19 protein-coding genes are annotated in these 22,027 nt (G+C 55.9%); 7 read left to right on the top strand and 12 right to left on the bottom strand.

From position 1 onward, the window contains the following. Window positions 1-76: 76 nt before the first annotated feature. Entirely contained in the window at window positions 77-1,066 is a 990-nt protein-coding gene (locus tag ABK821_RS12405; RefSeq protein ID WP_138360979.1) for a sulfate ABC transporter substrate-binding protein, read from the bottom strand. 148 nt (window positions 1,067-1,214) lie between these two features. Further along, window positions 1,215-1,460: a septal ring assembly protein ZapB gene (zapB, locus tag ABK821_RS12400; RefSeq protein ID WP_171034868.1), complete on the bottom strand. Its 246-nt coding sequence runs from the start codon at window positions 1,458-1,460 to the stop codon at window positions 1,215-1,217. A gap of 444 nt (window positions 1,461-1,904) precedes the next feature. Here zapB and ABK821_RS12395 point away from each other — a divergent pair, with 444 nt between their 5' ends. From ABK821_RS12395 to ABK821_RS12380, 4 genes are all read left to right on the top strand, one after another. Next, window positions 1,905-2,765: an MIP/aquaporin family protein gene (locus tag ABK821_RS12395; RefSeq protein ID WP_138360978.1), complete on the top strand. Its 861-nt coding sequence runs from the start codon at window positions 1,905-1,907 to the stop codon at window positions 2,763-2,765. A 21-nt stretch (window positions 2,766-2,786) separates the two neighbouring features. Beyond that, window positions 2,787-4,298, top strand: a complete 1,512-nt coding sequence (gene glpK, locus ABK821_RS12390; protein WP_138360977.1) for a glycerol kinase GlpK — start codon at window positions 2,787-2,789, stop codon at window positions 4,296-4,298. 433 nt (window positions 4,299-4,731) lie between these two features. Continuing rightward, a complete protein-coding gene (locus ABK821_RS12385) occupies window positions 4,732-6,123 on the top strand; it encodes an NCS2 family protein (protein WP_138360976.1) in 1,392 nt (463 codons plus the stop codon). 145 nt (window positions 6,124-6,268) lie between these two features. Further along, window positions 6,269-7,984, top strand: coding sequence for an AsmA family protein (locus ABK821_RS12380; protein WP_395033947.1), 1,716 nt, complete (start codon window positions 6,269-6,271; stop codon window positions 7,982-7,984). Between the two features lie 118 nt (window positions 7,985-8,102). Here ABK821_RS12380 and coaD read toward each other — a convergent pair whose 3' ends face one another. From coaD to rfaQ, 7 genes are all read right to left on the bottom strand, one after another. After that, complete coding sequence (gene coaD / locus ABK821_RS12375; protein ID WP_138360974.1) at window positions 8,103-8,579, bottom strand: pantetheine-phosphate adenylyltransferase; 477 nt, start codon at window positions 8,577-8,579, stop codon at window positions 8,103-8,105. Further along, on the bottom strand, window positions 8,576-9,352 hold the full coding sequence (locus ABK821_RS12370; RefSeq protein ID WP_138360973.1) for a glycosyltransferase family 2 protein: 777 nt from the start codon (window positions 9,350-9,352) through the stop codon (window positions 8,576-8,578). The genes coaD and ABK821_RS12370 overlap by 4 nt, the downstream gene beginning before the upstream one ends. Beyond that, window positions 9,352-10,626 carry a lipid IV(A) 3-deoxy-D-manno-octulosonic acid transferase gene (gene waaA / locus ABK821_RS12365; RefSeq protein ID WP_138360972.1) on the bottom strand — a complete coding sequence of 425 codons (1,275 nt, stop codon included), beginning with the start codon at window positions 10,624-10,626 and terminating at the stop codon, window positions 9,352-9,354. The genes ABK821_RS12370 and waaA overlap by 1 nt, the downstream gene beginning before the upstream one ends. A gap of 92 nt (window positions 10,627-10,718) precedes the next feature. Next, on the bottom strand, window positions 10,719-11,708 hold the full coding sequence (locus ABK821_RS12360; protein WP_138360971.1) for a glycosyltransferase: 990 nt from the start codon (window positions 11,706-11,708) through the stop codon (window positions 10,719-10,721). Between the two features lie 29 nt (window positions 11,709-11,737). Next, a complete protein-coding gene (locus ABK821_RS12355) occupies window positions 11,738-12,832 on the bottom strand; it encodes a glycosyltransferase (RefSeq protein WP_395033946.1) in 1,095 nt (364 codons plus the stop codon). Between the two features lie 2 nt (window positions 12,833-12,834). Next, on the bottom strand, window positions 12,835-13,962 hold the full coding sequence (locus tag ABK821_RS12350) for a glycosyltransferase family 4 protein (RefSeq protein WP_395033945.1): 1,128 nt from the start codon (window positions 13,960-13,962) through the stop codon (window positions 12,835-12,837). Beyond that, entirely contained in the window at window positions 13,959-15,035 is a 1,077-nt protein-coding gene (gene rfaQ, locus ABK821_RS12345; RefSeq protein WP_142503201.1) for a putative lipopolysaccharide heptosyltransferase III, read from the bottom strand. The genes ABK821_RS12350 and rfaQ overlap by 4 nt, the downstream gene beginning before the upstream one ends. 111 nt (window positions 15,036-15,146) lie before the next feature. Between rfaQ and ABK821_RS12340 the strand changes: the two genes are divergently transcribed. Further along, complete coding sequence (locus ABK821_RS12340; RefSeq protein ID WP_138360967.1) at window positions 15,147-16,109, top strand: polysaccharide deacetylase family protein; 963 nt, start codon at window positions 15,147-15,149, stop codon at window positions 16,107-16,109. Window positions 16,110-16,289: 180 nt separating this feature from the next. Here ABK821_RS12340 and rfaC read toward each other — a convergent pair whose 3' ends face one another. Genes rfaC through rfaD form a run of 3 tightly spaced genes read right to left on the bottom strand, consistent with a single transcriptional unit; the run spans window position 16,290 to window position 19,265 of the window. Next, window positions 16,290-17,261 carry a lipopolysaccharide heptosyltransferase RfaC gene (gene rfaC / locus ABK821_RS12335; protein WP_343178215.1) on the bottom strand — a complete coding sequence of 324 codons (972 nt, stop codon included), beginning with the start codon at window positions 17,259-17,261 and terminating at the stop codon, window positions 16,290-16,292. Window positions 17,262-17,264: 3 nt separating this feature from the next. Then, window positions 17,265-18,323: an ADP-heptose--LPS heptosyltransferase RfaF gene (gene rfaF, locus ABK821_RS12330; RefSeq protein WP_138360965.1), complete on the bottom strand. Its 1,059-nt coding sequence runs from the start codon at window positions 18,321-18,323 to the stop codon at window positions 17,265-17,267. A gap of 9 nt (window positions 18,324-18,332) precedes the next feature. Next, window positions 18,333-19,265, bottom strand: coding sequence for an ADP-glyceromanno-heptose 6-epimerase (gene rfaD, locus ABK821_RS12325; protein WP_138360964.1), 933 nt, complete (start codon window positions 19,263-19,265; stop codon window positions 18,333-18,335). A gap of 442 nt (window positions 19,266-19,707) precedes the next feature. On the opposite strand from rfaD, the gene kbl reads away from it, so the two are divergent. Together kbl and tdh are read left to right on the top strand one after the other, a co-directional pair. Next, window positions 19,708-20,901: a glycine C-acetyltransferase gene (gene kbl, locus ABK821_RS12320; protein WP_138360963.1), complete on the top strand. Its 1,194-nt coding sequence runs from the start codon at window positions 19,708-19,710 to the stop codon at window positions 20,899-20,901. A gap of 9 nt (window positions 20,902-20,910) precedes the next feature. Next, on the top strand, window positions 20,911-21,936 hold the full coding sequence (gene tdh, locus ABK821_RS12315; RefSeq protein ID WP_138360962.1) for an L-threonine 3-dehydrogenase: 1,026 nt from the start codon (window positions 20,911-20,913) through the stop codon (window positions 21,934-21,936). Window positions 21,937-22,027 lie beyond the last annotated feature (91 nt).

Here is a 22,027-nt window from a genome sequence, read left to right as displayed (position 1 = left end):
AGGCGGCAAAACCGCCACGCTGCATGAACGTCGCTCCCCGACAGGCAAGGGTGCCGCCGGGGACAAACTAAGAGAATTAACGCTGGCTAATCTGATCGAAGGTGCCGCCGTTAGAAAAGTGCTCTTTCTGGGCTTTAGTCCAGCCGCCAAATACATCATCAATAGTGAACAACTTCAGTTTCGGGAACTCACTGGCATATTTTTTCGCCACTTCAGGGTCCCGTGGGCGATAGAAATTCTTCGCCGCGATCTCCTGGCCTTCCGGCGAGTAGAGATACTTCAGATACGCTTCCGCCACCTGGCGGGTTCCTTTTTTGTCGACCACTTTATCAACGACAGCAACGGTCGGCTCAGCCAGAATCGATTCACTCGGGGTGATGATTTCAAATTTATCTTTACCCAGCGCGCTCGTCGCCAGCAGGGCTTCGTTTTCCCAGGCAATCAGCACATCGCCAATGCCGCGCTCGACAAAGGTGTTGGTTGCGCCACGCGCGCCAGAATCCAGCACTTCAACGTTCTTAAACAGCGCTTTCACGAACGCCTGAGCTTTAGCCTGATCGCCATTGTTATGATGCAGAGCGTAGCCCCAGGCCGCCAGATAGTTCCAGCGCGCGCCGCCGGAAGTTTTCGGGTTCGGAGTAATCACCGACACACCTGGTTTTATCAGGTCGTTCCAGTCATGAATCTGCCTGGGATTGCCTTTACGTACGAGGAACACAATGGTTGAAGTATATGGCGCCGAGTTATCCGGCAGGCGTTTCAGCCAGTTTTTATCAATCCGGCCGCGCTCAGCAATCGCGTCGACGTCATAGGCCAGCGCAAGAGTGACAACATCGGCATCAATGCCATTGATTACCGAGGTCGCCTGTTTGCCGGAGCCGCCATGAGACTGGCGAATCACCACGTTGTCGCCAGTTTCCTGCTTCCAGTGCGCGCTAAACGCTTTATTGTACTGTTCGTACAGCTCACGCGTCGGATCGTAAGAAACGTTTAATAGTTGAATATCTTTTGCCAGAACGCTGGCGGATGCCAGCAACAGAGTTAACCCTACGCCCCATTTATTCATCGCACCGCTCTCTTTGTGTTGTGTTGTGAGGGGTTAAGCGTGCCAGAAAGCCAATCGATGATTAAAGAATAAAAAAAGATTTGCTATAACTTGTGAATATATAAAGCGGGGGGGAATACCCTCTCCCAAACGGGAGAGGGGGAAATCATTATACTTCTTCCATGCGGCCCAGCAGCGCCTGCAGACGATCCTGCCAGCCCTGCAGCTGTTCTTTCAACTGACCGTTTTCACGCTCAATTTCTTCACGGGTGTGCTGCGCGCTCTGTACTTCCTGCGCCAGCGTGTTGTTCTTTTCTTTCAGCTCTTCGATTTCCATCTGTAACAGAGTGATGGTATCAATCGCCTGCTGAACTTTAGATTCTAATTTCTCAAACACTTCTAATGACATCGTCATACCTCTCCTGAACTTGCAAGGCGTTGATAGAAACCGTCCGTTTCGTATACGCGTTGACGCCTTAACGAAAATTAGCGCACTACAGTAATGATGTAGTCGATTGTATGAAGCCCCGCCGTCACTGTCCAGCGGCAAGCCGCGCAGATTGCGGTTTGCAACACTTTTCAGCCTTTACCTGGTCTGCTAACTGTGTTTCCCCGCGACTTTTTCATAATTGTTAATCTTCAGGTTAAAAAATTGAGCGGTGAAACGCTCCCGCAAAATGGCTGAACACCCGTTTATAGCGCGAAAACGCTCATTTTCTTGACGCAGCACACACATTTGAATTTCGATATTTCTCGTTTTTGCTCGTTAACGATAAATTAACACTATGCCTACACGGCAGCGTGGTCGCCCGCGACCTTCAGACATACAATAACCATCATTACGCTTCAGGATTCAATTATGAGCCAAACATCAACACTAAAAGGCCAGTGCATTGCAGAGTTCCTCGGTACCGGGTTGTTGATCTTTTTCGGCGTTGGGTGCGTCGCTGCGCTCAAGGTCGCGGGGGCCAGCTTCGGTCAATGGGAAATCAGCATCATCTGGGGTCTCGGTGTCGCAATGGCGATTTACCTGACCGCAGGCGTGTCCGGGGCGCACCTTAACCCGGCGGTTACCATCGCGCTATGGCTGTTCGCCTGTTTCGATGGTCGTAAAGTCGTTCCTTTTATCTTTTCGCAATTCGCTGGCGCCTTTTGCGCTGCGGCTTTGGTTTACGGGCTTTATTACAATCTTTTCTTCGATTTCGAACATACTCACCATATGGTGCGCGGTAGCGTCGAAAGTCTTGAACTGGCCGGCATATTCTCCACTTACCCCAATCCACATATCAATTTTGTGCAGGCCTTCGCGGTAGAAATGGTGATTACCGCTATCCTGATGGGCGTCATTCTGGCGCTGACTGACGATGGTAATGGCGTGCCGCGTGGCCCGCTGGCCCCGCTGTTGATCGGCCTGCTGATCGCCGTTATTGGCGCATCTATGGGCCCACTGACCGGCTTCGCCATGAACCCGGCGCGTGATATTGGCCCAAAAGCCTTCGCCTGGCTGGCCGGCTGGGGAAACATCGCCTTCACTGGCGGCAAAGATATCCCTTATTTCCTGGTGCCGCTCTGTGCGCCAGTGGTCGGTGCTGCACTGGGTGCGTTCGGCTACCGCAAGCTGATTGGCCGCCATCTCCCCTGCGACACCTGCGTCGTCGAAGTCGAAGAAAAAGCAGCAACCACTTCACACTCAACGTCGCAACACAAAGCTTCGCTGTAATCTGACTACGGGACTCATACTATGACCGACAAAAAATATATCGTAGCGCTCGACCAGGGCACCACCAGTTCCCGCGCCGTTGTAATGGATCACGATGCCAATATCGTCAGCGTCTCTCAGCGAGAATTCGAACAAATCTATCCCCGCCCGGGTTGGGTTGAACACGACCCAATGGAGATCTGGGCATCGCAAAGCTCGACGCTGGTAGAAGTGCTGGCAAAAGCCGATATCAGCTCCGATCAAATCGCGGCGATTGGCATCACCAACCAGCGTGAAACCGCCATCGTGTGGGAGCGAGAGACCGGTAAGCCGATTTACAACGCTATCGTCTGGCAGTGCCGTCGTACCGCTGAAATCTGCGAGCAGCTTAAGCGCGACGGTATGGAAGAGTACATCCGCAAGGCCACCGGCCTGGTGGTTGACCCCTACTTTTCCGGCACCAAAGTGAAGTGGATCCTCGACCATGTCGATGGCGCGCGCGAACGCGCGAAACGCGGCGAATTGCTGTTCGGCACCGTGGATACCTGGCTTATCTGGAAAATGACCCAGGGGCGCGTCCACGTTACCGATTACACCAACGCTTCACGTACCATGCTGTTCAATATCCACACGCTGGACTGGGACGACAAAATGCTTGATGCGCTGGATATCCCGCGCGCCATGCTGCCGGAAGTGCGCAAGTCCTCCGAAGTGTACGGCCAGACCAATATTGGCGGTAAAGGCGGCACGCGTATTCCCATCGCCGGTATCGCGGGCGACCAGCAGGCTGCGCTATTCGGCCAACTGTGCGTTAAAGAAGGGATGGCGAAAAACACCTACGGCACCGGCTGCTTTATGTTGATGAATACCGGCGAAAAAGCCGTGGCGTCAACGCATGGTCTGCTGACCACCATCGCCTGCGGCCCCCGCGGTGAGGTGAACTACGCCCTGGAAGGCGCGGTGTTTATGGCTGGTGCCTCCATCCAGTGGCTGCGTGATGAAATGAAGCTGATTAGCGACGCGTTCGATTCCGAATATTTCGCCACCAAAGTGAAAGATACCAATGGCGTGTACGTGGTACCGGCGTTTACCGGCCTTGGGGCGCCGTACTGGGATCCGTATGCCCGTGGCGCGATTTTCGGTCTGACCCGCGGCGTGAACGCGAATCACATTATTCGCGCGACGCTGGAGTCGATTGCTTATCAGACCCGCGATGTGCTGGAAGCCATGCAGGCAGACTCCGGAATTCGTCTGCACGCTCTGCGCGTCGACGGTGGCGCTGTGGCCAACAACTTCCTGATGCAGTTCCAGTCCGATATTCTCGGCACTCGCGTGGAGCGCCCGGAAGTACGTGAAGTTACCGCGCTGGGCGCAGCCTATCTGGCTGGTCTGGCGGTCGGTTTCTGGCAGAACTTGGATGAGCTGCAGGAAAAAGCGGTTATTGAGCGCGAGTTCCGTCCGGGGATCGAAACCACCGAGCGTAACTATCGCTATAGCGGCTGGAAGAAAGCGGTAAAACGCGCCCTGGCGTGGGAAGAGCACGACGAGGGGTAATATTGTCGCGGGTGAGTTCCACTCTCGCCCGCTGGCAGGGTAATCACCCAGGCCCGGACGGGCATACCTCGCCAATCCGGGCTTTTTCTGCCCGGATTCGGTTGCAATACGCTGTTTTTATGATCATCAACGTCCAGACAGTCCTCTCACTGACCGGAACGACGTCTTATCGACACCGAATGCATTCGCACACCGCAAGGCGCCGGATGGCCGATCCCGAGAAATCAGGAAGAATTTTTCATCAGAAGAGCAGAGAAAAGTGACAAAAAAAGATATTTTGTCGGGATACTGCTGCGATCAATGATGCAAAGTGTTAACAATAAATTAGCGTATTTCCCCTGTAGCAATATTTACCGATGAAACATTGGCAAACGTTTGCTTTTGACCGGCAGTCCGATAAAATTCCTGCTTTGCCACTTTTGGGATTGTTGTGATGTCCGTGAATACCGCAGAGCCAGAAAATGCGCAACCGATTGCGCATAAGCAAACCAGCGAATTGATCTATCGGCTTGAAGACCGCCCGCCGTTACCGCAAACGTTATTCGCCGCTTTCCAGCACCTGCTGGCGATGTTTGTCGCGGTAATCACCCCGGCGCTGTTAATTTGCCAGGCTCTGGGCCTTCCTGCTCAGGACACACAACACATCATCAGCATGTCCCTCTTCGCCTCCGGTGTGGCGTCAATTATCCAAATTAAGGCCTGGGGCCCGGTTGGTTCCGGGTTGCTCTCTATTCAGGGCACCAGCTTTAACTTTGTCGCGCCGCTCATTATGGGGGGGACCGCGCTGAAAACCGGCGGCGCCGATGTGCCGACCATGATGGCCGCGCTGTTCGGTACGCTGATGCTGGCCAGCTGCACGGAAATGGTACTCTCCCGCGTGCTGCACCTCGCACGCCGTATCATTACCCCGCTGGTCTCCGGCGTGGTGGTGATGATTATCGGCCTGTCGTTGATTCAGGTTGGCCTGACCTCCATCGGAGGCGGCTACGGGGCGATGGCCGATCATACCTTCGGCGCGCCGAAAAATCTGCTACTGGCAGGTATCGTCCTGGCGCTGATTATTATCCTTAACCGCCAACGCAATCCGTACCTGCGCATCGCTTCCCTGGTTATCGCGATGGCGGCCGGTTATCTGGCGGCATGGTTCCTGGGTATGCTTCCGACCAATAGCGCCCCGACGGAAAGCAGCCTGATTATGGTGCCAACCCCCCTTTACTATGGGCTGGGCATCGACTGGAACCTGCTACTGCCGCTGATGCTGGTATTTATGATTACCTCGCTGGAAACCATCGGCGATATCACCGCCACTTCTGACGTCTCCGAGCAGCCGGTTTCCGGTTCGCTATATATGAAACGCCTGAAAGGCGGCGTGCTGGCAAACGGTCTGAACTCGTTTGTCTCTGCGGTGTTCAATACTTTCCCCAATTCATGCTTCGGCCAGAACAACGGCGTCATCCAACTGACCGGCGTCGCCAGCCGCTATGTCGGGTTCGTCGTGGCGTTGATGCTGATCGTGCTCGGTCTGTTCCCGGCGGTAAGCGGTTTCGTACAGCATATTCCTGAGCCGGTACTCGGCGGCGCAACGCTGGTGATGTTCGGGACTATCGCCGCTTCCGGCGTGCGTATTGTTTCCCGCGAGCCGCTGAACCGCCGCGCAATCCTGATTATCGCCCTGTCGCTGGCCGTCGGTCTTGGCGTCTCCCAACAGCCGCTGATCCTGCAGTTCGCCCCTGACTGGCTGAAGAATCTGCTCTCTTCCGGTATCGCTGCCGGTGGTATCACGGCAATTATACTGAATCTGATTTTCCCGCCAGAAAAAAACTGATCCTGTCTGGTGCCCCGGCCACATACTGATGGTCGGGGCGCGAGTATCATCAACGCCACATCATCTCATTACACAATTCCTGTCTTGAGGATTGTGCATAATTCGGGCATAACAGCCTTATATGCCTCGCTCAGGATCGAAGACCATGAAATTTCTCGAAAAGCTGATTCTCTGGCTGTTGATTGCCCTGCTGGTGGCGGTTATCGCCGCTTATTTCCTGCTGCAAACCCGCTGGGGGGCGCGCCAGGCCAGCGCCTGGCTAAGCGACGGTACTGGCTGGCAGGTCTCCTTCGACAAGATGGAGCATAATTTCTCCTCGCCCCTGCACCTGCGGCTGCAAAACGTCACCCTCGGTCGCGACGGCAAACCCGCCACGCTGGTCGCTAAAACGGTGGATATCGGTTTTAGCAGTCGCCAGTTTAGCAACCCGCTGCACGCTGACGATATTGTTCTCAGTAACGGCACGCTCAATTTCTCGCCGTCTTCCGCGGCACTGCCGTTTGCTGCGGACCGTCTGCAGTTGCGCAACATGGCGTTCAACAGCCCGGAAAGCGACTGGGATCTCAGCGCTCAACGCGTCACCGGCGGCGTCAGCCCATGGGTACCGGAAGCCGGTAATGTCCTTGGCAAGAAAACACAGATTCAGATGAGCGCCGGATCAATGACGCTCAACGGGATTGAAGCCAGCAATGTGCTGATTCAGGGCAATATTGATAACGGGGAAGTGACGCTCTCAACCATCGGAGCGGATGTTGCGCGCGGCACACTCACCGGCACGGCGAAACGTAGCGCCGACGGTGGCTGGCAGGTCAATAATTTACGCCTCAACGAGATCCGCCTGCAAAGCAATAAATCGCTTGCCGACTTTTTTGCGCCACTGGGCACCCTTCCTTCTCTGCAAATTGGTCGTATTGATATCACCGACGCCAGCCTGCAGGGGCCTGGCTGGGCGGTCACCAACCTCGATCTAAATCTGCGCAACCTCGCCCTGAATCACGGCGACTGGCAAAGCCAGGATGGTGCGCTGTCGATGAATGCCGACGAATTTATTTACGGCTCATTGCATTTTCTCGATCCTATTCTCAACGCCGGTTTCTCGCCGCAGGGCCTCGCCCTGCGCCAGTTCACCTCGCGCTGGGAGGGAGGGATGGTGCGCACGTCCGGCAACTGGCTGCGCGCCGACCGTGCCCTGGTGCTGGATGACACCGCGTTCGCGGGTCTCGAATATACCCTGCCCGCCAACTGGAAGCAGTTGTGGATGGAACCACTACCGGAGTGGCTGCAAAGCCTGACGCTGAAAAAATTTAGCGCCAGCCGTAACCTGATTATTGATGTTGAACCGACATTCCCGTGGCAGATTACCGCCCTTGATGGCTACGGCGGCGAGCTACAGCTGGTGAAAAACCGCAGCTGGGGCATATGGAACGGCAGTGCGACGCTGAACGCCGCTGCCGCCACCTTTAATCGTATCGACGTCCGCCGTCCATCGCTGAAGCTTAGCGCAAACGCCTCAACGGTGAACATTAACGAACTCAGCGCCTTTACTGAACGCGGCATTTTGCAGGCCACAGCGGTGGTCTCACAGCTCCCGCAGCGACGGGTTAATGTAAGTCTGAATGGCCGCGGCGTGCCGCTGAATATTTTACAGGCGTGGGGCTGGCCGGCGCTGCCGATTTCCGGCGACGGTAATCTCCAGTTGACCGCTACCGGCAGCGTCCTGGCCGATGCGTCGCTGAAGCCAACCGTCAACGGCCAGCTTAGTGCGATCAATATGGAGAAGCAGCAGGTTGCGCAGATAATGCACAATGGAGACGTCACTACGACTCAGGAGCCTTCAGCTCCAACAGTTGCCACGCCTTAAATGCGAGGGGGATTTTCTTTTCGCCTGTTTTTGTTCGGCGGACTGTTCCGTTCACCGCCATTACGAGGACATCGGTTATATCCTCAGCCTGTGAACGGCCTGCAAATTGAGGGGCGATCTACAACTTCTTCAGCAGTGCCTGGTGTACGTTAGCGGGCAGGAAGTGGGAGACATCGCCCTGGTGGCGCGCGACTTCTTTGACCAGCGATGACGAGATAAACGACCACTCTTTGCACGGCATCAGAAAAACGCTTTCCAGCGTTGGCATCAGATGCCGGTTCATATGCGCCAGCTGCATCTCATATTCAAAATCCGCTACCGCCCGCAGACCGCGAATTAAAATATTCGCCTGCTGCGCGCGGGCGAAATTAGCCATTAAATCACTGAAGCCAATAACTTCAACGTTGACCAGGTGCGCCGTGGCCTGCGTTGCCAGCGCAATCCGCTCATCGAGGGTGAACATGGGTTTTTTACTCGGGCTGGCGGCGATCGCCAGCAGGACTTTATCAAACATGCTGGCCGCACGGGTGACGATATCAATATGGCCGTTAGTGACAGGATCGAAGGTTCCCGGATAGATCGCTTTTGTGCTCATAATGACACTTTCTCCGAGTAGCCGCGGCTTAGCGCCCACAGCTCGGTGTATTTATTAAACGTATATTGCGCATTGACCACCGCCAGCAGCCAGCCCTGTCTGCCATCCAGAATTCCGCCGCGCAGCAGCAGCGTTTTCACAAATGCTCCCAGAGTATGGCCGAAGATCGCAACCAACGAGGTTTTTTTACCTTTCTGGTAACGCTCCAGCGCCCAGGCGGCGGCATAAGCTAACTGCTTTTGCTGAAAGGCGGAAAAATCACGGCAGGTTAAATGCAGTAAGTCGCCGGAAAGTTCAACGACCTGCGCGCCTTTACTGTCGAGAGATTCATGTACCAGATTATCGTTATAGCGATAACGCTCGCGTTGATACAGGCGCATCACGCGGTCAGGGTACCAGCCGCTGTGGCGCATAAAGCGGCCAAGAAAATAGTTGCGCCGGGCGATGCTGTATATCGCGCCGGTTTGCGGTGCGGCCAGCACGCTGCGGATAGCTTGCGCAAGCTCTGGGGTGACGCGCTCATCGGTATCGAGCATCAGTACGTAATCGCCGGAGGCGTACTCCTGGGCCCGCTGACGCTGAATTCCGTAGCCCTGCCAGTCGCGATTGATATGAACCTGCACGCCCAGGCTGCGGGCTAATTCAACCGTATTGTCGCTACTGCCGGAATCCAGCAGGATGATTTCATCGGCCCAGTTTACCGACGCCAGGCAATCGGGCAACAGATCTGCGGCGTTTTTGGCGATCATCACGACCGAAAGTCGAGGCGACATTAATGGCTCCGCTGTGGCAGATAGGGTTGCAGTAACTGTAGCAGACGGGAGAGCGCGCCCTGGTTCTGGTGCAGCACTTCCACCGCGTGGCGGCCATACCACAGGCGGTAGTCTTCATCCGTCAGCAGGTTAGACACCTGCGTCACCAGAGAACTGACGTCGGTGACGGTAATCAGGCCGTCGGCCTGCTGCAGCCTGGCGCAGATATCTTTGAAATTGAAAGTATGCGGGCCCATCAGCACCGGGATTGCGTGGGCAGCGGGCTCCAGCGGATTATGGCCCCCGCGTTCCACCAGGCTACCGCCGACAAACGCAAGGTCGGCAATGCCGTACAGCAGCATCAGTTCCCCCATGGTATCGCCAATCACCACCTGAGTGCTGCCAGAGGGAATCTCACCGGTGCTGCGCAGGGTGTAGCTCATCCCCGCTTTGCGCACCATCTCGCGGGCGTCGATAAAGCGCTCCGGATGACGAGGGACGAGGATCAACAGCAGACCGGGGAAGGTCTCCAGCAGCTTTCTGTGCGCCTGGAGAATAATTTGTTCTTCGCCGTCGTGGGTGCTGGTGGCAATCCAGACCTGGCGATGCGGTGCCCACTGGCGACGCAAAGTAATGGCGCGTGCGGCCAGCTCCGGCGTCACCGAGATGTCGAATTTCAGACTCCCGGTGACCGCCAGTTGATTGCGCTTCAGACCCAGGCTAATAAAGCGGTTTGCATCTTCTTCATTCTGCGCGGCGATAAGCGTAATGCGGCTCAACAAACGGCGCATAAATTTGCCCAGTCTGGCATAACCCTTCGCCGAACGTTCGGACAAACGGGCGTTAGCGATCACCAGCGGGATTTTACGCTTATGCAGCGTTGCGATCATATTCGGCCATAGCTCGGTCTCCATGACGATAACCAGTTTCGGCTGTACAGTATTGAAGAAACGATTCATCGCACCGGGCAGGTCGTAAGGCAGATAGACGTGATGCACGTCTTTACCGAAAGCGGACATCGCTCGCTCCGAACCGGTTGGGGTCATGGTAGTGACAGTAATCGGCAGAGAGGGGTAACGATGGCGTAACGCGCGTACCAGCGGGATAGCCGCCAGAGTTTCGCCTACGGAAACGGAATGCAGCAAAATGCCATCCGGTTCTACCTTGTTCTGACAGAAGCCATAACGCTCCGCCCAGCGTTTACGATAGGCAGGGGCCTTACGGCTGCGTAAAAGCAACCGCAGCCACACCAGCGGCTGAATAAGGTAGAGTAAGGCGGTATAAAGCAATTCCAAGCGATTTATCCGTATTTATGTTTTTGCGGGCAAATTCTAAGCATTTACCCCGCGTAAAGCTATCTCTTTGGCAGAAACGAAGGGATTCTGTATTAAGCCGCGTCGCGATAGCGCCTGATGCGCAGATAGCGGCGCCCGAGACGCCAGCGTAAACGCGGCGTACGGGCGTTTTTCCAGATCAGACGCCAGATGCCGCGCTCAAAAAATTCTTTAACGATAATATGTTTTTTTGCCTCATCTTTCATGCTATCGAAGGTATGGATAATTCCCAGCCCCTCTTTGGCTATCTGCCAGCGGCAGGCGGAAATATCGCGAACCTTATCCGGATAACGCTGGTTGATAATCTCCAGCATCTCCAGAATCTTCATATAGTGGCGCGCCGAGCGCATCAGCGTATCGTCGTTATCCGGCTTATGCGACACCGATTGCGAATGAATATAGTAATCGTAGAACGGCTCACTGGTGTACTGCACCCGTTCAGCCGCCAGCAACACTTCCGTGGTCCAGGGAATATCCTGATGGCGCAGACCCGGCTCAAAGTGAAAGTTGTGCTGAGCGATAAATGCACGACGGTAGATATTCAGCCAGGTGACATGCAGGAACTTGCGTGAATCCAGCGCCTGCTTTAACCACGCGTGGCCGGGCAACACGCCGGTAGACCGCAGACGGTCGGGCGGGAAAATGGGGTGGATATCTTTTTTCGTCTCGTAGACGTAGCGGCCATTGCAGGTCGCTACGTCGAGGTTGCCCTTTTCCGCCATCTCCAGCAGGGTACGATACATGCCAGGGTAAAACTTATCGTCAATATCCGGGAAGGCCAGGTACTTACCGGCGGCCACCGCAAGCCCGGTATTACGCGCCACCGAAACGCCCTGATTTTCCTGCTCCAGCACCTTCACGTTTTGCAGACGATCTTTCCACTGGTCAATAACCCCGAGGCTGCCGTCCGTCGAACCGTCGTTTACCAGGATCAGCTCATAGCTTTCCAGTTGCTGTTGCTCAAGACACGCAAAAAATTGCGCAAGGAATTTTTCACCGTTATAAACGGCGGCCACGATGCTCAACAAAGGCGTTTGACTCATCACTCATTCGTCCTGGTTAAATAACGGTGTCAGACGCTGCGCAGCTGACGGTACTGCTGACAAATCGACGCGACGCTAAATTTTTCCAGCGCCGATACGTCGATGGCAGGCGGGCTATGGTAAATGCTTTGCATCGTCTGAGCCAGTGCCTGGCTGTTCAGATCCGCCAGACCGCGCGATAGCCCGCCGGTTAAAATTTCGCTCACGCCGCCCGGACAGCGGGTGCTGGCGACCGGCGTCTCCAGCAACAGCGCTTCAACGATCACATTGCCGAAGCCCTCGCTATCGGAGCTCAGCACCAGCATCCGCGCGCCTTTAATCCACGGCTGCGGGTTTTTCTGGAAGCCTTTAAACAGGACGCGATCGCCAACCTGCAGCGTCTGCGCCAGCTGACGCAGGCGCTGTTCCTGCTCCGTTTTCCCCTGCCCCAACAGCACCAGCGGCGCATCAATACCACTCTGCGCATAGGCTTCAATCAGCCGATCGTGACGTTTGCCGGGATGGAAGCGTCCTACGTGAATGATATAGTCGCCCTCAGGCCGCTCGCTGGCTTCTGCCGCCGCGGCGCGCAGGGCGGCGATATCAAACGGATTATAAATAGTTTTCAACTGGGCGGGATGAATAGCGAACTGTTCCACCAGATCCCTGCCAACCGCATCGGAGACGGTAACGATGTTGCGCCCCTGGTAAACGCGCTTGATCTTCTGTTGCTTTATCCAGCGATCGAAGCCGGTGCGATGGCCGAGATATGAAGCGGAAAACATACCGTGCAGGCAGAACCAGAGGTTACGCCCGCGCAACAGTCGACTGCGGCGGACAATACGGTCGGTTTTATGCAGATTCGAGAGCACCAGGTCGAAACGCCCCTGCTGTTCCGCTTTCTCCACTGCCGCATCAAGCTGGCGCGCGCGTCGGGAAAGCTCGGTTAGCTTGCGCCACGGTTTGCGGCAACGGTCAACGATGACCTGATAATCCAGGCCTTCCGGCAACGGATAATCGCAGACGTCGCGCAGGGAAAATAGCGAGACCTGTTCGCCCTCGCTGAGAAACTGCTCCGCCAGGGTCAACACCACTTTTTCCGCGCCGCCGCCCGGCAGACCGTCGATGACAAACAGTATGCGCATTGTTATTTCACCAAATCCTGATAAAGGGAGAGCAACTGCGCCGATAAGCGTTCGCTGGTGCAGGCCATGATACGCTCGCGGGCGCATTCGCCTTCTGCCGAACCTAAAGCGCGGGCGGGGAGCGCAATAACCGACTCCCGCAGGGCCGGAATATCCAGCGCATCGCAAACATAACCGTTGCGCCCCTGAACGATAAATTCCGCGCCGCCGCAGCCAGTGGTGGTGATCACCGGCAGACCGCAGGCCATCGCTTCAAGGATCACGTTAGGGAACGGATCGTACAGCGTTGGCAGCAGCAGACCGTCGGCCATCTGATAGAACGGCAGGGTTTCCGACTGCATACCGAAAAAGCGGACCCGCGCCTCGCAGCCCAGGGTTTTCGCCAGTTGCTGGTAACGCTTCTGCTCTTTATCTTTACCGACCACCAGCAGGTAGCGATCGGTGGGGGCGATGGCGCGAATCGCCGCATCCAGCCCCTTACGCTCAAACCCGGAGCCCACGTAGATCAGGCAGGTCGCCTGCTGCGGAAGATCCCATTTGGCGCGCAGCGCGGCAAAGTCAGCTTCCGCAGGCGGCAGAAAACGCTGATTATCGATAGCGTTATAGATAACGTGGATTTTCTCCGCCGGCAGACCGAAGTCTTCAATGATTTCCTGTTTAATCATCTCCGCGTTGCAGATAACGCCGCGCAGGTGCGAATCCAGATACATTTCGCGCTCAGCCTGCATCACATAGCGATGATAGCGGTCAGCAAACAGCAGGCGGCTTTTCCAGCCGGGTAAAATGCGCGAGCGTTGCTGTAGCCAGCGACGATGTACGCCGTCTCCGGCACGATACAGGTCGCAGCCGGGGATGCGTTCATGGCTCTGCACCAGGTCGAAAGACTCGCGCTGCCACAGTTGGCGCGCGGCTTCGGCAAATCCACGCTCGCGGCTGATCCGCCCCCATTTGCGCGGGTTGCAGATATGAATGTTCCACTCCGGTTTCACCGGCCCCTGCCACTCACGGGTGATGACGTTCAGTTCAAGGTCACTGTCGTCGAGGGCTTCCAGCGCGCGGGAGACAAAGCGTTCCGCGCCGCCATCCGGGCGATATTTCTGGCGTACCAGAGCCAGCCTGAATTTACTCATGCCAGTACCTTTTTCGCCGCCGCGATAACCGCGTCGGTGGGAATTAAATCGAGATAACGTTCGTCTGTGTCGGTGTCGATATCATCAGGATCGGGAATAGAGCCGAAATCCCCCGCCCAGATCACCTCGCCCCGCGCCTGCCAGGGTCGCCAGAAGGTGAGTTTGGAGGGGCCGAACAGCGCCACCAGCGGCGTGCCCAGCGCGGCGGCCATATGCATCGGTACGGAATCGACGCCGATAAACAGGCGGGCATGAGCGATAAGCGCCGCCAGCTGGCGCAGGGTCAGTTGCCCGGCAAGGGAGTGCAGGCGGGCATCGGGGCAGCCCGCCATAATGGTGGCTATCATTTGCTTCTCTTTGGCGTCCGGCCCGGAAGTCAGCACCACCGGGTAACCCGCCGCAGAGAGGGCGTTAATTAATGCGCTCATACGCTCTTCTCGCCAGCACTTAAAGAACCAGCGGGAGGTTGGCTGAATCACAATGTAGCGGTCCTGAAACCCATCTGGTAGCAGCGCGCAACTGGTGGCCCAGTCCTGCTCGCTGTAGCCCATCTTTGCCGGCGCATCGTCAATATTCAGCCCTAATGGCGCCAGAATCGACAGATTCTGCTGAACCGTATGCAGTTGATTATGCTGCTGCGTGGAAGCAAGTGCGGTATGGCAAAAACGCCAGGCCGGATGCCGACGCTTTGGGAAGTCAAAACCGATACGGGTCGCCGCGCCGGTCAGTTTGCTGATGATCGCGCTGGGCCACTGATCGGCAAGGTTAAACACCATATCGTAGCGCTGCTGGCGGAGGGTGCGAATAAGCCGCCACTCCATCTTAAGCTGATGCGCGGTTCCCTGTTTTTTCCAGCGCCGGTCAATGCCATAAATGTGGTTGATATCGGTATTTGCCGCCAGCATATCCCGGGTTTCTTCATAAAGCAGCACATCCACACAGGCGGTGGAATATTGCTGTTTTAGCACATGAATAAGCGGCGTTATCAATAACATGTCGCCATGATGGCGAAGCTTAATGACCAGGATTCGCGCCGGGTTCACGCGGCCGGAAGTGCGGGTTTCAGGCGTCATGCTCTGTTCTTCATTCAGGATCAAGGTTCCAATTCTAGGGGATCAGATAGATTGAGAGAAGCGTTGTCTTGCTCTACCATGAGCCGATAGGTATGACCTGAGGACGTTTTCGTGCACAAACCCGCATTTCTCATCACGATTGATACAGAGGGCGACAACCTCTGGCAAAAACATGACAGCATCACCACCGAGAATGCACGCTATTTACCGCGTTTTCAGCAGCTTTGCGAAAAGTATGGCTTCAAACCGGTATATTTGACCAACTATGAGATGGCCATCGATCCCGCGTATATCGAATTCGCCAAAGATGTCATCGCCCGGGGAACTGCGGAAATCGGTATGCATCTTCATGCCTGGAACAGTCCGCCGACCGATCCGCTCACCGATGACGACTGGCGGCATAAACCGTATTTGATCGAGTACAGCGATGCATTGATGCGTGAAAAAGTCGACTATATGACCCGACTGCTGGAGGACACCTTCCAGACCAAAATGGTCAGCCACCGCGCCGGACGCTGGGCATTTGATGAGCGCTACGCGCGTCTGCTGGTGGAGTATGGTTATCAGGTGGATTGCTCGGTAACGCCGCGGGTGAACTGGAAAACCGCCAAAGGCGCGCCGCAGGGCGACGGCGGCACCGATTATCGCCGCTTCCCCCAGCATGCCTACTTCCTTGATGAAAATGATATCAGCCGCGAAGGCCACTCACCGCTGCTTGAAGTGCCAATGAGCATTCAGTTCAAGCATTCGGCGTGGATGAATAGCCTGAAACAGGGTTACGACCGCCTGCGCGGTAAAGTGCGCTCCCCGTCGGTACACTGGCTGCGCCCGATGGGCGGCAACGTCGAGACGATGAAGAACGTTGTTCAGCAGACGCTGGCGCAGGGCAATGACTACGTCGAATATATGCTGCACTCTTCCGAGTACATGCCTGGCGGCAGCCCGACGTTTAAGAACGAGCAGGATATCGAGCGCTTATACGCCGATCTGGAGGCGTTTTTCAGCTGGCTGGCGCCGCAGGTGAAGGGGATGACGCTGGCGGAATACTACCAACAGAAATACGCGCAGCGATAAAAGCTCGTGGCCCGGCATCGGTGTAATCAGCAGCACAGCGTTCTGCTGGCTATTCCTCATGTCACTCAGATTAACCAGCGTGGCCGTTTCCTCTTGTCCGACAGGTTACGGCGTTAGCGCTGGCGATACAGATGATGTTGTCAATACATGTAGCGCCAGGCAGCGTAAATCATCACGCCATTAAGCCAGCCCCTGAGATTGCAACAATTGCAGCACCTGAGAAGCGGCAATATCCCCGGTGCTGTTACCGCTTTCAGGGCGCACCACATACTGATTTTTACCGTAGCCGCCAATCAATCCCGGATCGGTCGGGCCGTACAGCGTGAAGTTCGGTTTATCGAGCGCGGCGGTGAGATGGCTCAGTCCGGTATCGACGGAAACCACCCCGCGCGCGCCAGCCAGCACCTGAGCGACATGTTCCAGACTCATACGCGGCAGCACCTCGACAAAATCGTGCCCTTCCGCCAGCCGTCTGGCCCGCGCCTCTTCGTGCGGCGCGCCCCACGGCAGCTTCACTATCAGACCGCTGTCGGCCAGCAGCGCGATAAGCGCCCGCCAGTTCTCTTCCGGCCAGTGTTTATCATCGCGGGTCGTGGCATGAAGAAACACCAGATACGGCGCGGCAGAGGTGTCATCCTGGCGCAAAAAATGTTGGGCGATGGCGTAATCGCCCTGGCTTTGCGGCTGAGTATAGCCGAGGCTTTTGGCGAACAGCTCGCGGGTGCGTTCAACGGCGTGCTGCGCTTTAGCAATATGATGACGACGGTTATAAAACAGGCTCGCCAGCGGTTCACGCGCGGTCTGCCAGTCCATGCCGTGCTTCACGCCGCGAGCCAGTCTGGTCACCAGCGCGGCGCTTTTCACCAGCCCCTGAGCATCAATAATGGCGTCATACTTTTCCGCCTGTATGGCGTCGTGAAAGGCCCTGCGCTCAGCTTTAACTGGCGCGGAAAACCACGCCTTGCGCCAGCGGCGAAGCGCCACCGGGATAACCCGGTCGACGGCTTCATGCCAGGAAGGGATCTGGGCGAAACCTTCCTCAACCACCCAGTCGAAGCGAATACCAGGAAAGGCCTGCGCGGCATCGGTCAACGCGGGCAACGTGTGCAGCACGTCGCCCATGGACGAGGTTTTTACGATTAATACCCGCATCCGCTACGCTTCCTTTTGTTCCGTTTTTTCCAGCAACAGCGCATTTAGCTCTTCCTGTACGCGCTGTGGGGTAATATCGATCAGGCTCTGGTGATAACCTTCGGCAGCATCGCCTTTACGTACTTTGTGGTAGCCGCTAATCAGGCGGATAACGCGCGCTTTATGCGACAACGGCGGCGTGAAGTCGGGGCTGCTCGGACCATAGAGCGCCACCAGCGGGCGGTCCAGCGCGGCTGCGACGTGCATCAGGCCGGAGTCGTTGCTGACCACCGCTTTGCAGGCGGCAATCAGGATAACGGCCTGCTCAAGCTGAGTTTCCCCGGCCAGATTGCGGCACCATGCCTGCTGCTCGCTGCTCAGCGTCGCAACGATCTCTTTACCCGCGTCGTTATCCTTAGCGGAACCGAACAGAACGATCTGATAACCGTCATCAATAAGCTGTTTTGCCAGTTCTGCGTAGTGGTAGTGCGGCCAGCGTTTCGCCGGGCCGAACTCCGCGCCGGGGCAGAAGCCGATAATCGGCCGATCTGCTGAGATATTGAACGCGCTACAGGTTTGTGATTTCTCGCCTTCATGAACCTGTAGTCGCGGCCAGAGCAGCGGCTGCGGCAGGTCTTTCGCCGAGCGCATCACCCCTTTGTCGTAGGCTAAACCCACATAGCGTTCAACCATCAGCGGCCAGGCCGCTTTATCCAGCTTGCGGGCATCGTTTAGCAGGCCGTAGCGCATCTCGCCGAGCCAGCCGGTGCGCAGCGGGATATTGGCAAAAAAAGGAACTAAAGCGGATTTAAACGAGTTCGGCAGCACGTAAGCGCGATCGTAGCGACGCTCGCGCAGGCTGTGTCCCAGCTTACGTCGTTCGCCGATCTCCAGCGCGCCATGACCGAGCGGCATCGGAATCGCTTCGTTAACTTCCGGCATACGTGACAGCAACGGACGACACCACGCGGGCGCCATCACGTCGATTATCGCCTGGGGATAGCGCGCCTTGAGCGTGCGATACAGACTTTGCGACATCATCATGTCGCCCACCCAAGACGGGCCCACCACCAATATCTTCATGCTTACTTCTTACGCGTCGCGATTGAGCCAGGCCATATATTCCGTTACGCCTTCGGCGACGGTCTTAAACGGTTTGTCATAGCCCGCAGCGCGCAGGTTAGTCAGATCCGCCTGGGTAAACGCCTGATAGCGGCCTTTTAGTTTATCCGGGAACGGAATGTATTCGATGCTGCCTTTCTGATGATAAGCCAGAGTCGCATCGGCGACTGCCTGGAAGGATTCCGCGCGACCGGTGCCAAGGTTGAAAATACCGGACACGCCGCTTTCCCAGAACCACAGGTTCACCGCGGCAACGTCGCCGACGTAGACGAAGTCGCGCTTGAAGCCGTCGCTGCCTTCGAACAGTTTCGGGTTTTCGCCATTATTCAACTGAGTATTGAGATGGAAAGCGACGCTCGCCATGCTGCCTTTATGGCCTTCTCGTGGCCCGTAAACGTTGAAATAACGGAAGCCGACAATTTGCGAATCCGCTTGCGGCAAAATCTGGCGAACGTATTCGTCGAACAGAAATTTGGAGTAACCATAAACATTGAGCGGCTGCTCATATTCGCGGGATTCGATAAAGTCGCTGGTGCGGCCACCGTAGGTCGCCGCGGAAGAAGCGTACAGGAACGGGATTTCACGCTCCATGCAGTAATGCAGCACTTCTTTTGAGTACTGATAGTTGTTATCCATCATGTACTTGCCGTCCCACTCAGTGGTGGAAGAGCAAGCGCCTTCATGGAAAATAGCATCGATATCGCCGAATTCCTCGCCAGCCATAATCTGGATCAGGAAGTCTTCTTTATCCATATAATCGGCAATATTCAGATCCACCAGATTGATGAATTTGGTGCCGTCTTTCAGGTTATCCACGACCAGAATGTCGGTAATGCCCTGGTCATTCAGCGCTTTAACGATATTGCTGCCGATAAAGCCTGCGCCGCCGGTAACGATGATCATAACTGTAACCTTTAAATGTAGGGAGTCCAGAGACAATCCGGACACGAATATTTCTATCATATCACCACATCGTAAAGGCTTCAGCCCTTCGCCGAGAAGGTGCCGCAGGTCTCACGTTTTATCCACAAGATCATTCAGGATGCATCAGGGCGGCAGGCGGCGAAACCGCCAGCAACAAGGATAGCGCGGTGACCGGCGTTGCAGCCGACGGATAACGTATCTATACCCTAAATTATTTGAGTTGCAGGAAGGCGGCGACGCAGTGAATCCCCGGGAGCGTACTCCAGTACGTGACTGGGGTGAACGAGGAAAGCCAACGCACATGCAACTTGAAGTATGACGGGTATATGCTGCAAATAATTCATCTGGTAATGCATCATCTCGTATCAACGTATAGCTTTAGGTAATATGTGCCAAATTTGGCCGAATCTGGAGAATTGCAATGCGTGGGGATTTCTACAAACAGTTAACCAATGACCTGGATACCGCGCGTGCGGAGGGGTTGTTTAAAGAAGAACGTATTATCACTTCGGCGCAGCAAGCCGCTATCACCGTCGGCAACAGCCAGGTGATTAACTTCTGCGCCAATAACTATCTGGGCCTTGCCAATCATCCGGAGCTCATTGCCGCCGCGAAAAGTGGGATGGACAGCCACGGCTTTGGCATGGCCTCCGTGCGCTTTATCTGCGGCACTCAGGACAGCCATAAAGCGCTTGAGAAGAAGCTGGCGGATTTCCTCGGCATGGAAGATGCCATTCTTTACTCTTCCTGCTTTGACGCCAATGGCGGTCTGTTTGAAACCCTGCTCGGAGCAGAAGACGCGATTATTTCCGACGCCCTGAACCATGCATCGATTATCGACGGCGTGCGCCTGTGCAAGGCGAAGCGCTTTCGCTACGCCAATAACGATATGCAGGAGCTGGAAGCCCGTCTGAAAGAAGCCCGTGAGGCCGGCGCGCGCCATGTGCTGATCGCCACCGACGGCGTATTCTCCATGGACGGCGTGATCGCCAACCTGAAAGGCATTTGCGATCTGGCGGATAAATACGATGCGCTGGTGATGGTCGATGACTCCCACGCCGTCGGCTTCGTGGGCGAAAACGGCCGCGGCTCCCATGAATACTGCGACGTGATGGGCCGGGTAGACATTATCACCGGCACCCTGGGTAAAGCGCTGGGCGGCGCATCCGGCGGTTATACCGCGGCGCGTAAAGAGGTTGTTGAATGGCTGCGCCAGCGCTCTCGTCCGTACCTCTTCTCCAACTCGCTGGCTCCGGCGATTGTTGCCGCCTCCCTCAAAGTGCTGGAGATGGTGGAGGCAGGCGGCGAATTACGCAATCGTCTGTGGTCTAACGCTCGTCTGTTCCGTGAAAAAATGACCGCCGCGGGCTTCACTCTGGCGGGTGCCGATCATGCCATTATCCCGGTGATGCTCGGCGAGGCTACCGTGGCGCAGGCGTTTGCGCGCGAGTTACAAAAAGAAGGCATTTACGTCACCGGATTTTTCTATCCGGTGGTGCCAAAAGGCCAGGCGCGTATCCGTACCCAGATGTCTGCGGCGCATACCCCTGAACAAATTGAACGTGCGGTGGCGGCCTTTACCCGCATCGGTAAACAACTGGGCGTCATTGCCTGAGGGTGTGATATGAAAGCATTATCCAAACTGAAGGCGGAAGAAGGCATCTGGATGACCGACGTACCGGAACCGGAGGTCGGCCCCAACGATTTGCTGATTAAAATCCGTAAGACCGCGATTTGCGGTACCGACGTGCATATCTACAATTGGGACGACTGGTCACAAAAAACCATTCCGGTTCCGATGGTGGTAGGCCATGAATACGTCGGCGAAGTGGTAGGTATTGGCCAGGAAGTTCGCGGTTTTAAGACTGGCGATCGCGTTTCCGGTGAAGGGCATATTACCTGTGGCCACTGCCGTAACTGCCGTGCCGGACGCACGCATCTGTGCCGCAATACTACCGGCGTTGGCGTAAACCGTCCGGGCTGCTTTGCTGAGTATCTGGTGATCCCGGCATTTAACGCGTTTAAAATCCCGGACAATATCTCTGACGATCTGGCGTCGATTTTCGATCCATTTGGTAATGCGGTTCATACCGCGCTCTCTTTCGATCTGGTCGGTGAAGACGTGCTGGTTTCCGGCGCAGGCCCGATCGGCGTGATGGCGGCAGCGGTAGCGAAGCACGTCGGCGCGCGTAACGTCGTGATCACCGATGTGAACGAATATCGTCTGGATCTGGCGCGTAAAATGGGGGTTACCCGGGCGGTAAACGTGGCGAAAGAGAACCTTAACGAGGTGATGGCCGGGCTGGGCATGACCGAAGGTTTTGATGTCGGTCTGGAGATGTCCGGCGCGCCATCAGCGTTCCGTACCATGCTGGATACCATGAACCACGGCGGGCGAATCGCGATGCTCGGAATTCCGCCATCGGATATGTCTATCGACTGGACCAGGGTAATTTTTAAAGGGCTGTTTATCAAAGGGATTTATGGCCGGGAAATGTTTGAAACCTGGTACAAAATGGCTGCGCTCATCCAGTCTGGTCTCGATCTGTCGCCGATTATCACCCACCGTTTTGCGATTGATGACTTCCAGCAGGGCTTTGATGCCATGCGTTCCGGTCAGTCCGGAAAAGTGATCCTCAACTGGGATTAATTTAACCCGCGCGGCGCCATAAAAAGCGCCAGCGGGTCTTGCCGGGCTTTATTACCGGTCAGAAAGAAGATATTCGCCATCTCCGCAGCCT

This window comes from Klebsiella sp. KE9456 (assembly GCF_043832615.1).
Classification (GTDB): Bacteria; Pseudomonadota; Gammaproteobacteria; order Enterobacterales; family Enterobacteriaceae; genus Klebsiella; species Klebsiella indica.
Note: the sequence above shows the minus strand (reverse complement) of the source record. Positions and strands in the feature narration are given on the sequence as shown.

Coding starts and splice junctions, on each gene's coding strand:
- rfaF (WP_138360965.1), bottom strand. CDS start 18,323: ATGAAGATATTGGTGGTGGGCCCGTCTTGGGTGGGCGACATGATGATG.
- ABK821_RS12385 (WP_138360976.1), top strand. CDS start 4,732: ATGTCCGTGAATACCGCAGAGCCAGAAAATGCGCAACCGATTGCGCAT.
- ABK821_RS12370 (WP_138360973.1), bottom strand. CDS start 9,352: ATGTCGCCTCGACTTTCGGTCGTGATGATCGCCAAAAACGCCGCAGAT.
- rfaC (WP_343178215.1), bottom strand. CDS start 17,261: ATGCGGGTATTAATCGTAAAAACCTCGTCCATGGGCGACGTGCTGCAC.
- rfaQ (WP_142503201.1), bottom strand. CDS start 15,035: ATGACGCCTGAAACCCGCACTTCCGGCCGCGTGAACCCGGCGCGAATC.
- ABK821_RS12380 (WP_395033947.1), top strand. CDS start 6,269: ATGAAATTTCTCGAAAAGCTGATTCTCTGGCTGTTGATTGCCCTGCTG.
- kbl (WP_138360963.1), top strand. CDS start 19,708: ATGCGTGGGGATTTCTACAAACAGTTAACCAATGACCTGGATACCGCG.
- glpK (WP_138360977.1), top strand. CDS start 2,787: ATGACCGACAAAAAATATATCGTAGCGCTCGACCAGGGCACCACCAGT.
- ABK821_RS12360 (WP_138360971.1), bottom strand. CDS start 11,708: ATGAGTCAAACGCCTTTGTTGAGCATCGTGGCCGCCGTTTATAACGGT.
- coaD (WP_138360974.1), bottom strand. CDS start 8,579: ATGAGCACAAAAGCGATCTATCCGGGAACCTTCGATCCTGTCACTAAC.
- ABK821_RS12355 (WP_395033946.1), bottom strand. CDS start 12,832: ATGCGCATACTGTTTGTCATCGACGGTCTGCCGGGCGGCGGCGCGGAA.
- tdh (WP_138360962.1), top strand. CDS start 20,911: ATGAAAGCATTATCCAAACTGAAGGCGGAAGAAGGCATCTGGATGACC.
- ABK821_RS12395 (WP_138360978.1), top strand. CDS start 1,905: ATGAGCCAAACATCAACACTAAAAGGCCAGTGCATTGCAGAGTTCCTC.
- ABK821_RS12405 (WP_138360979.1), bottom strand. CDS start 1,066: ATGAATAAATGGGGCGTAGGGTTAACTCTGTTGCTGGCATCCGCCAGC.
- ABK821_RS12350 (WP_395033945.1), bottom strand. CDS start 13,962: ATGAGTAAATTCAGGCTGGCTCTGGTACGCCAGAAATATCGCCCGGAT.
- zapB (WP_171034868.1), bottom strand. CDS start 1,460: ATGACGATGTCATTAGAAGTGTTTGAGAAATTAGAATCTAAAGTTCAG.
- rfaD (WP_138360964.1), bottom strand. CDS start 19,265: ATGATCATCGTTACCGGCGGCGCAGGCTTTATCGGCAGCAATATCGTT.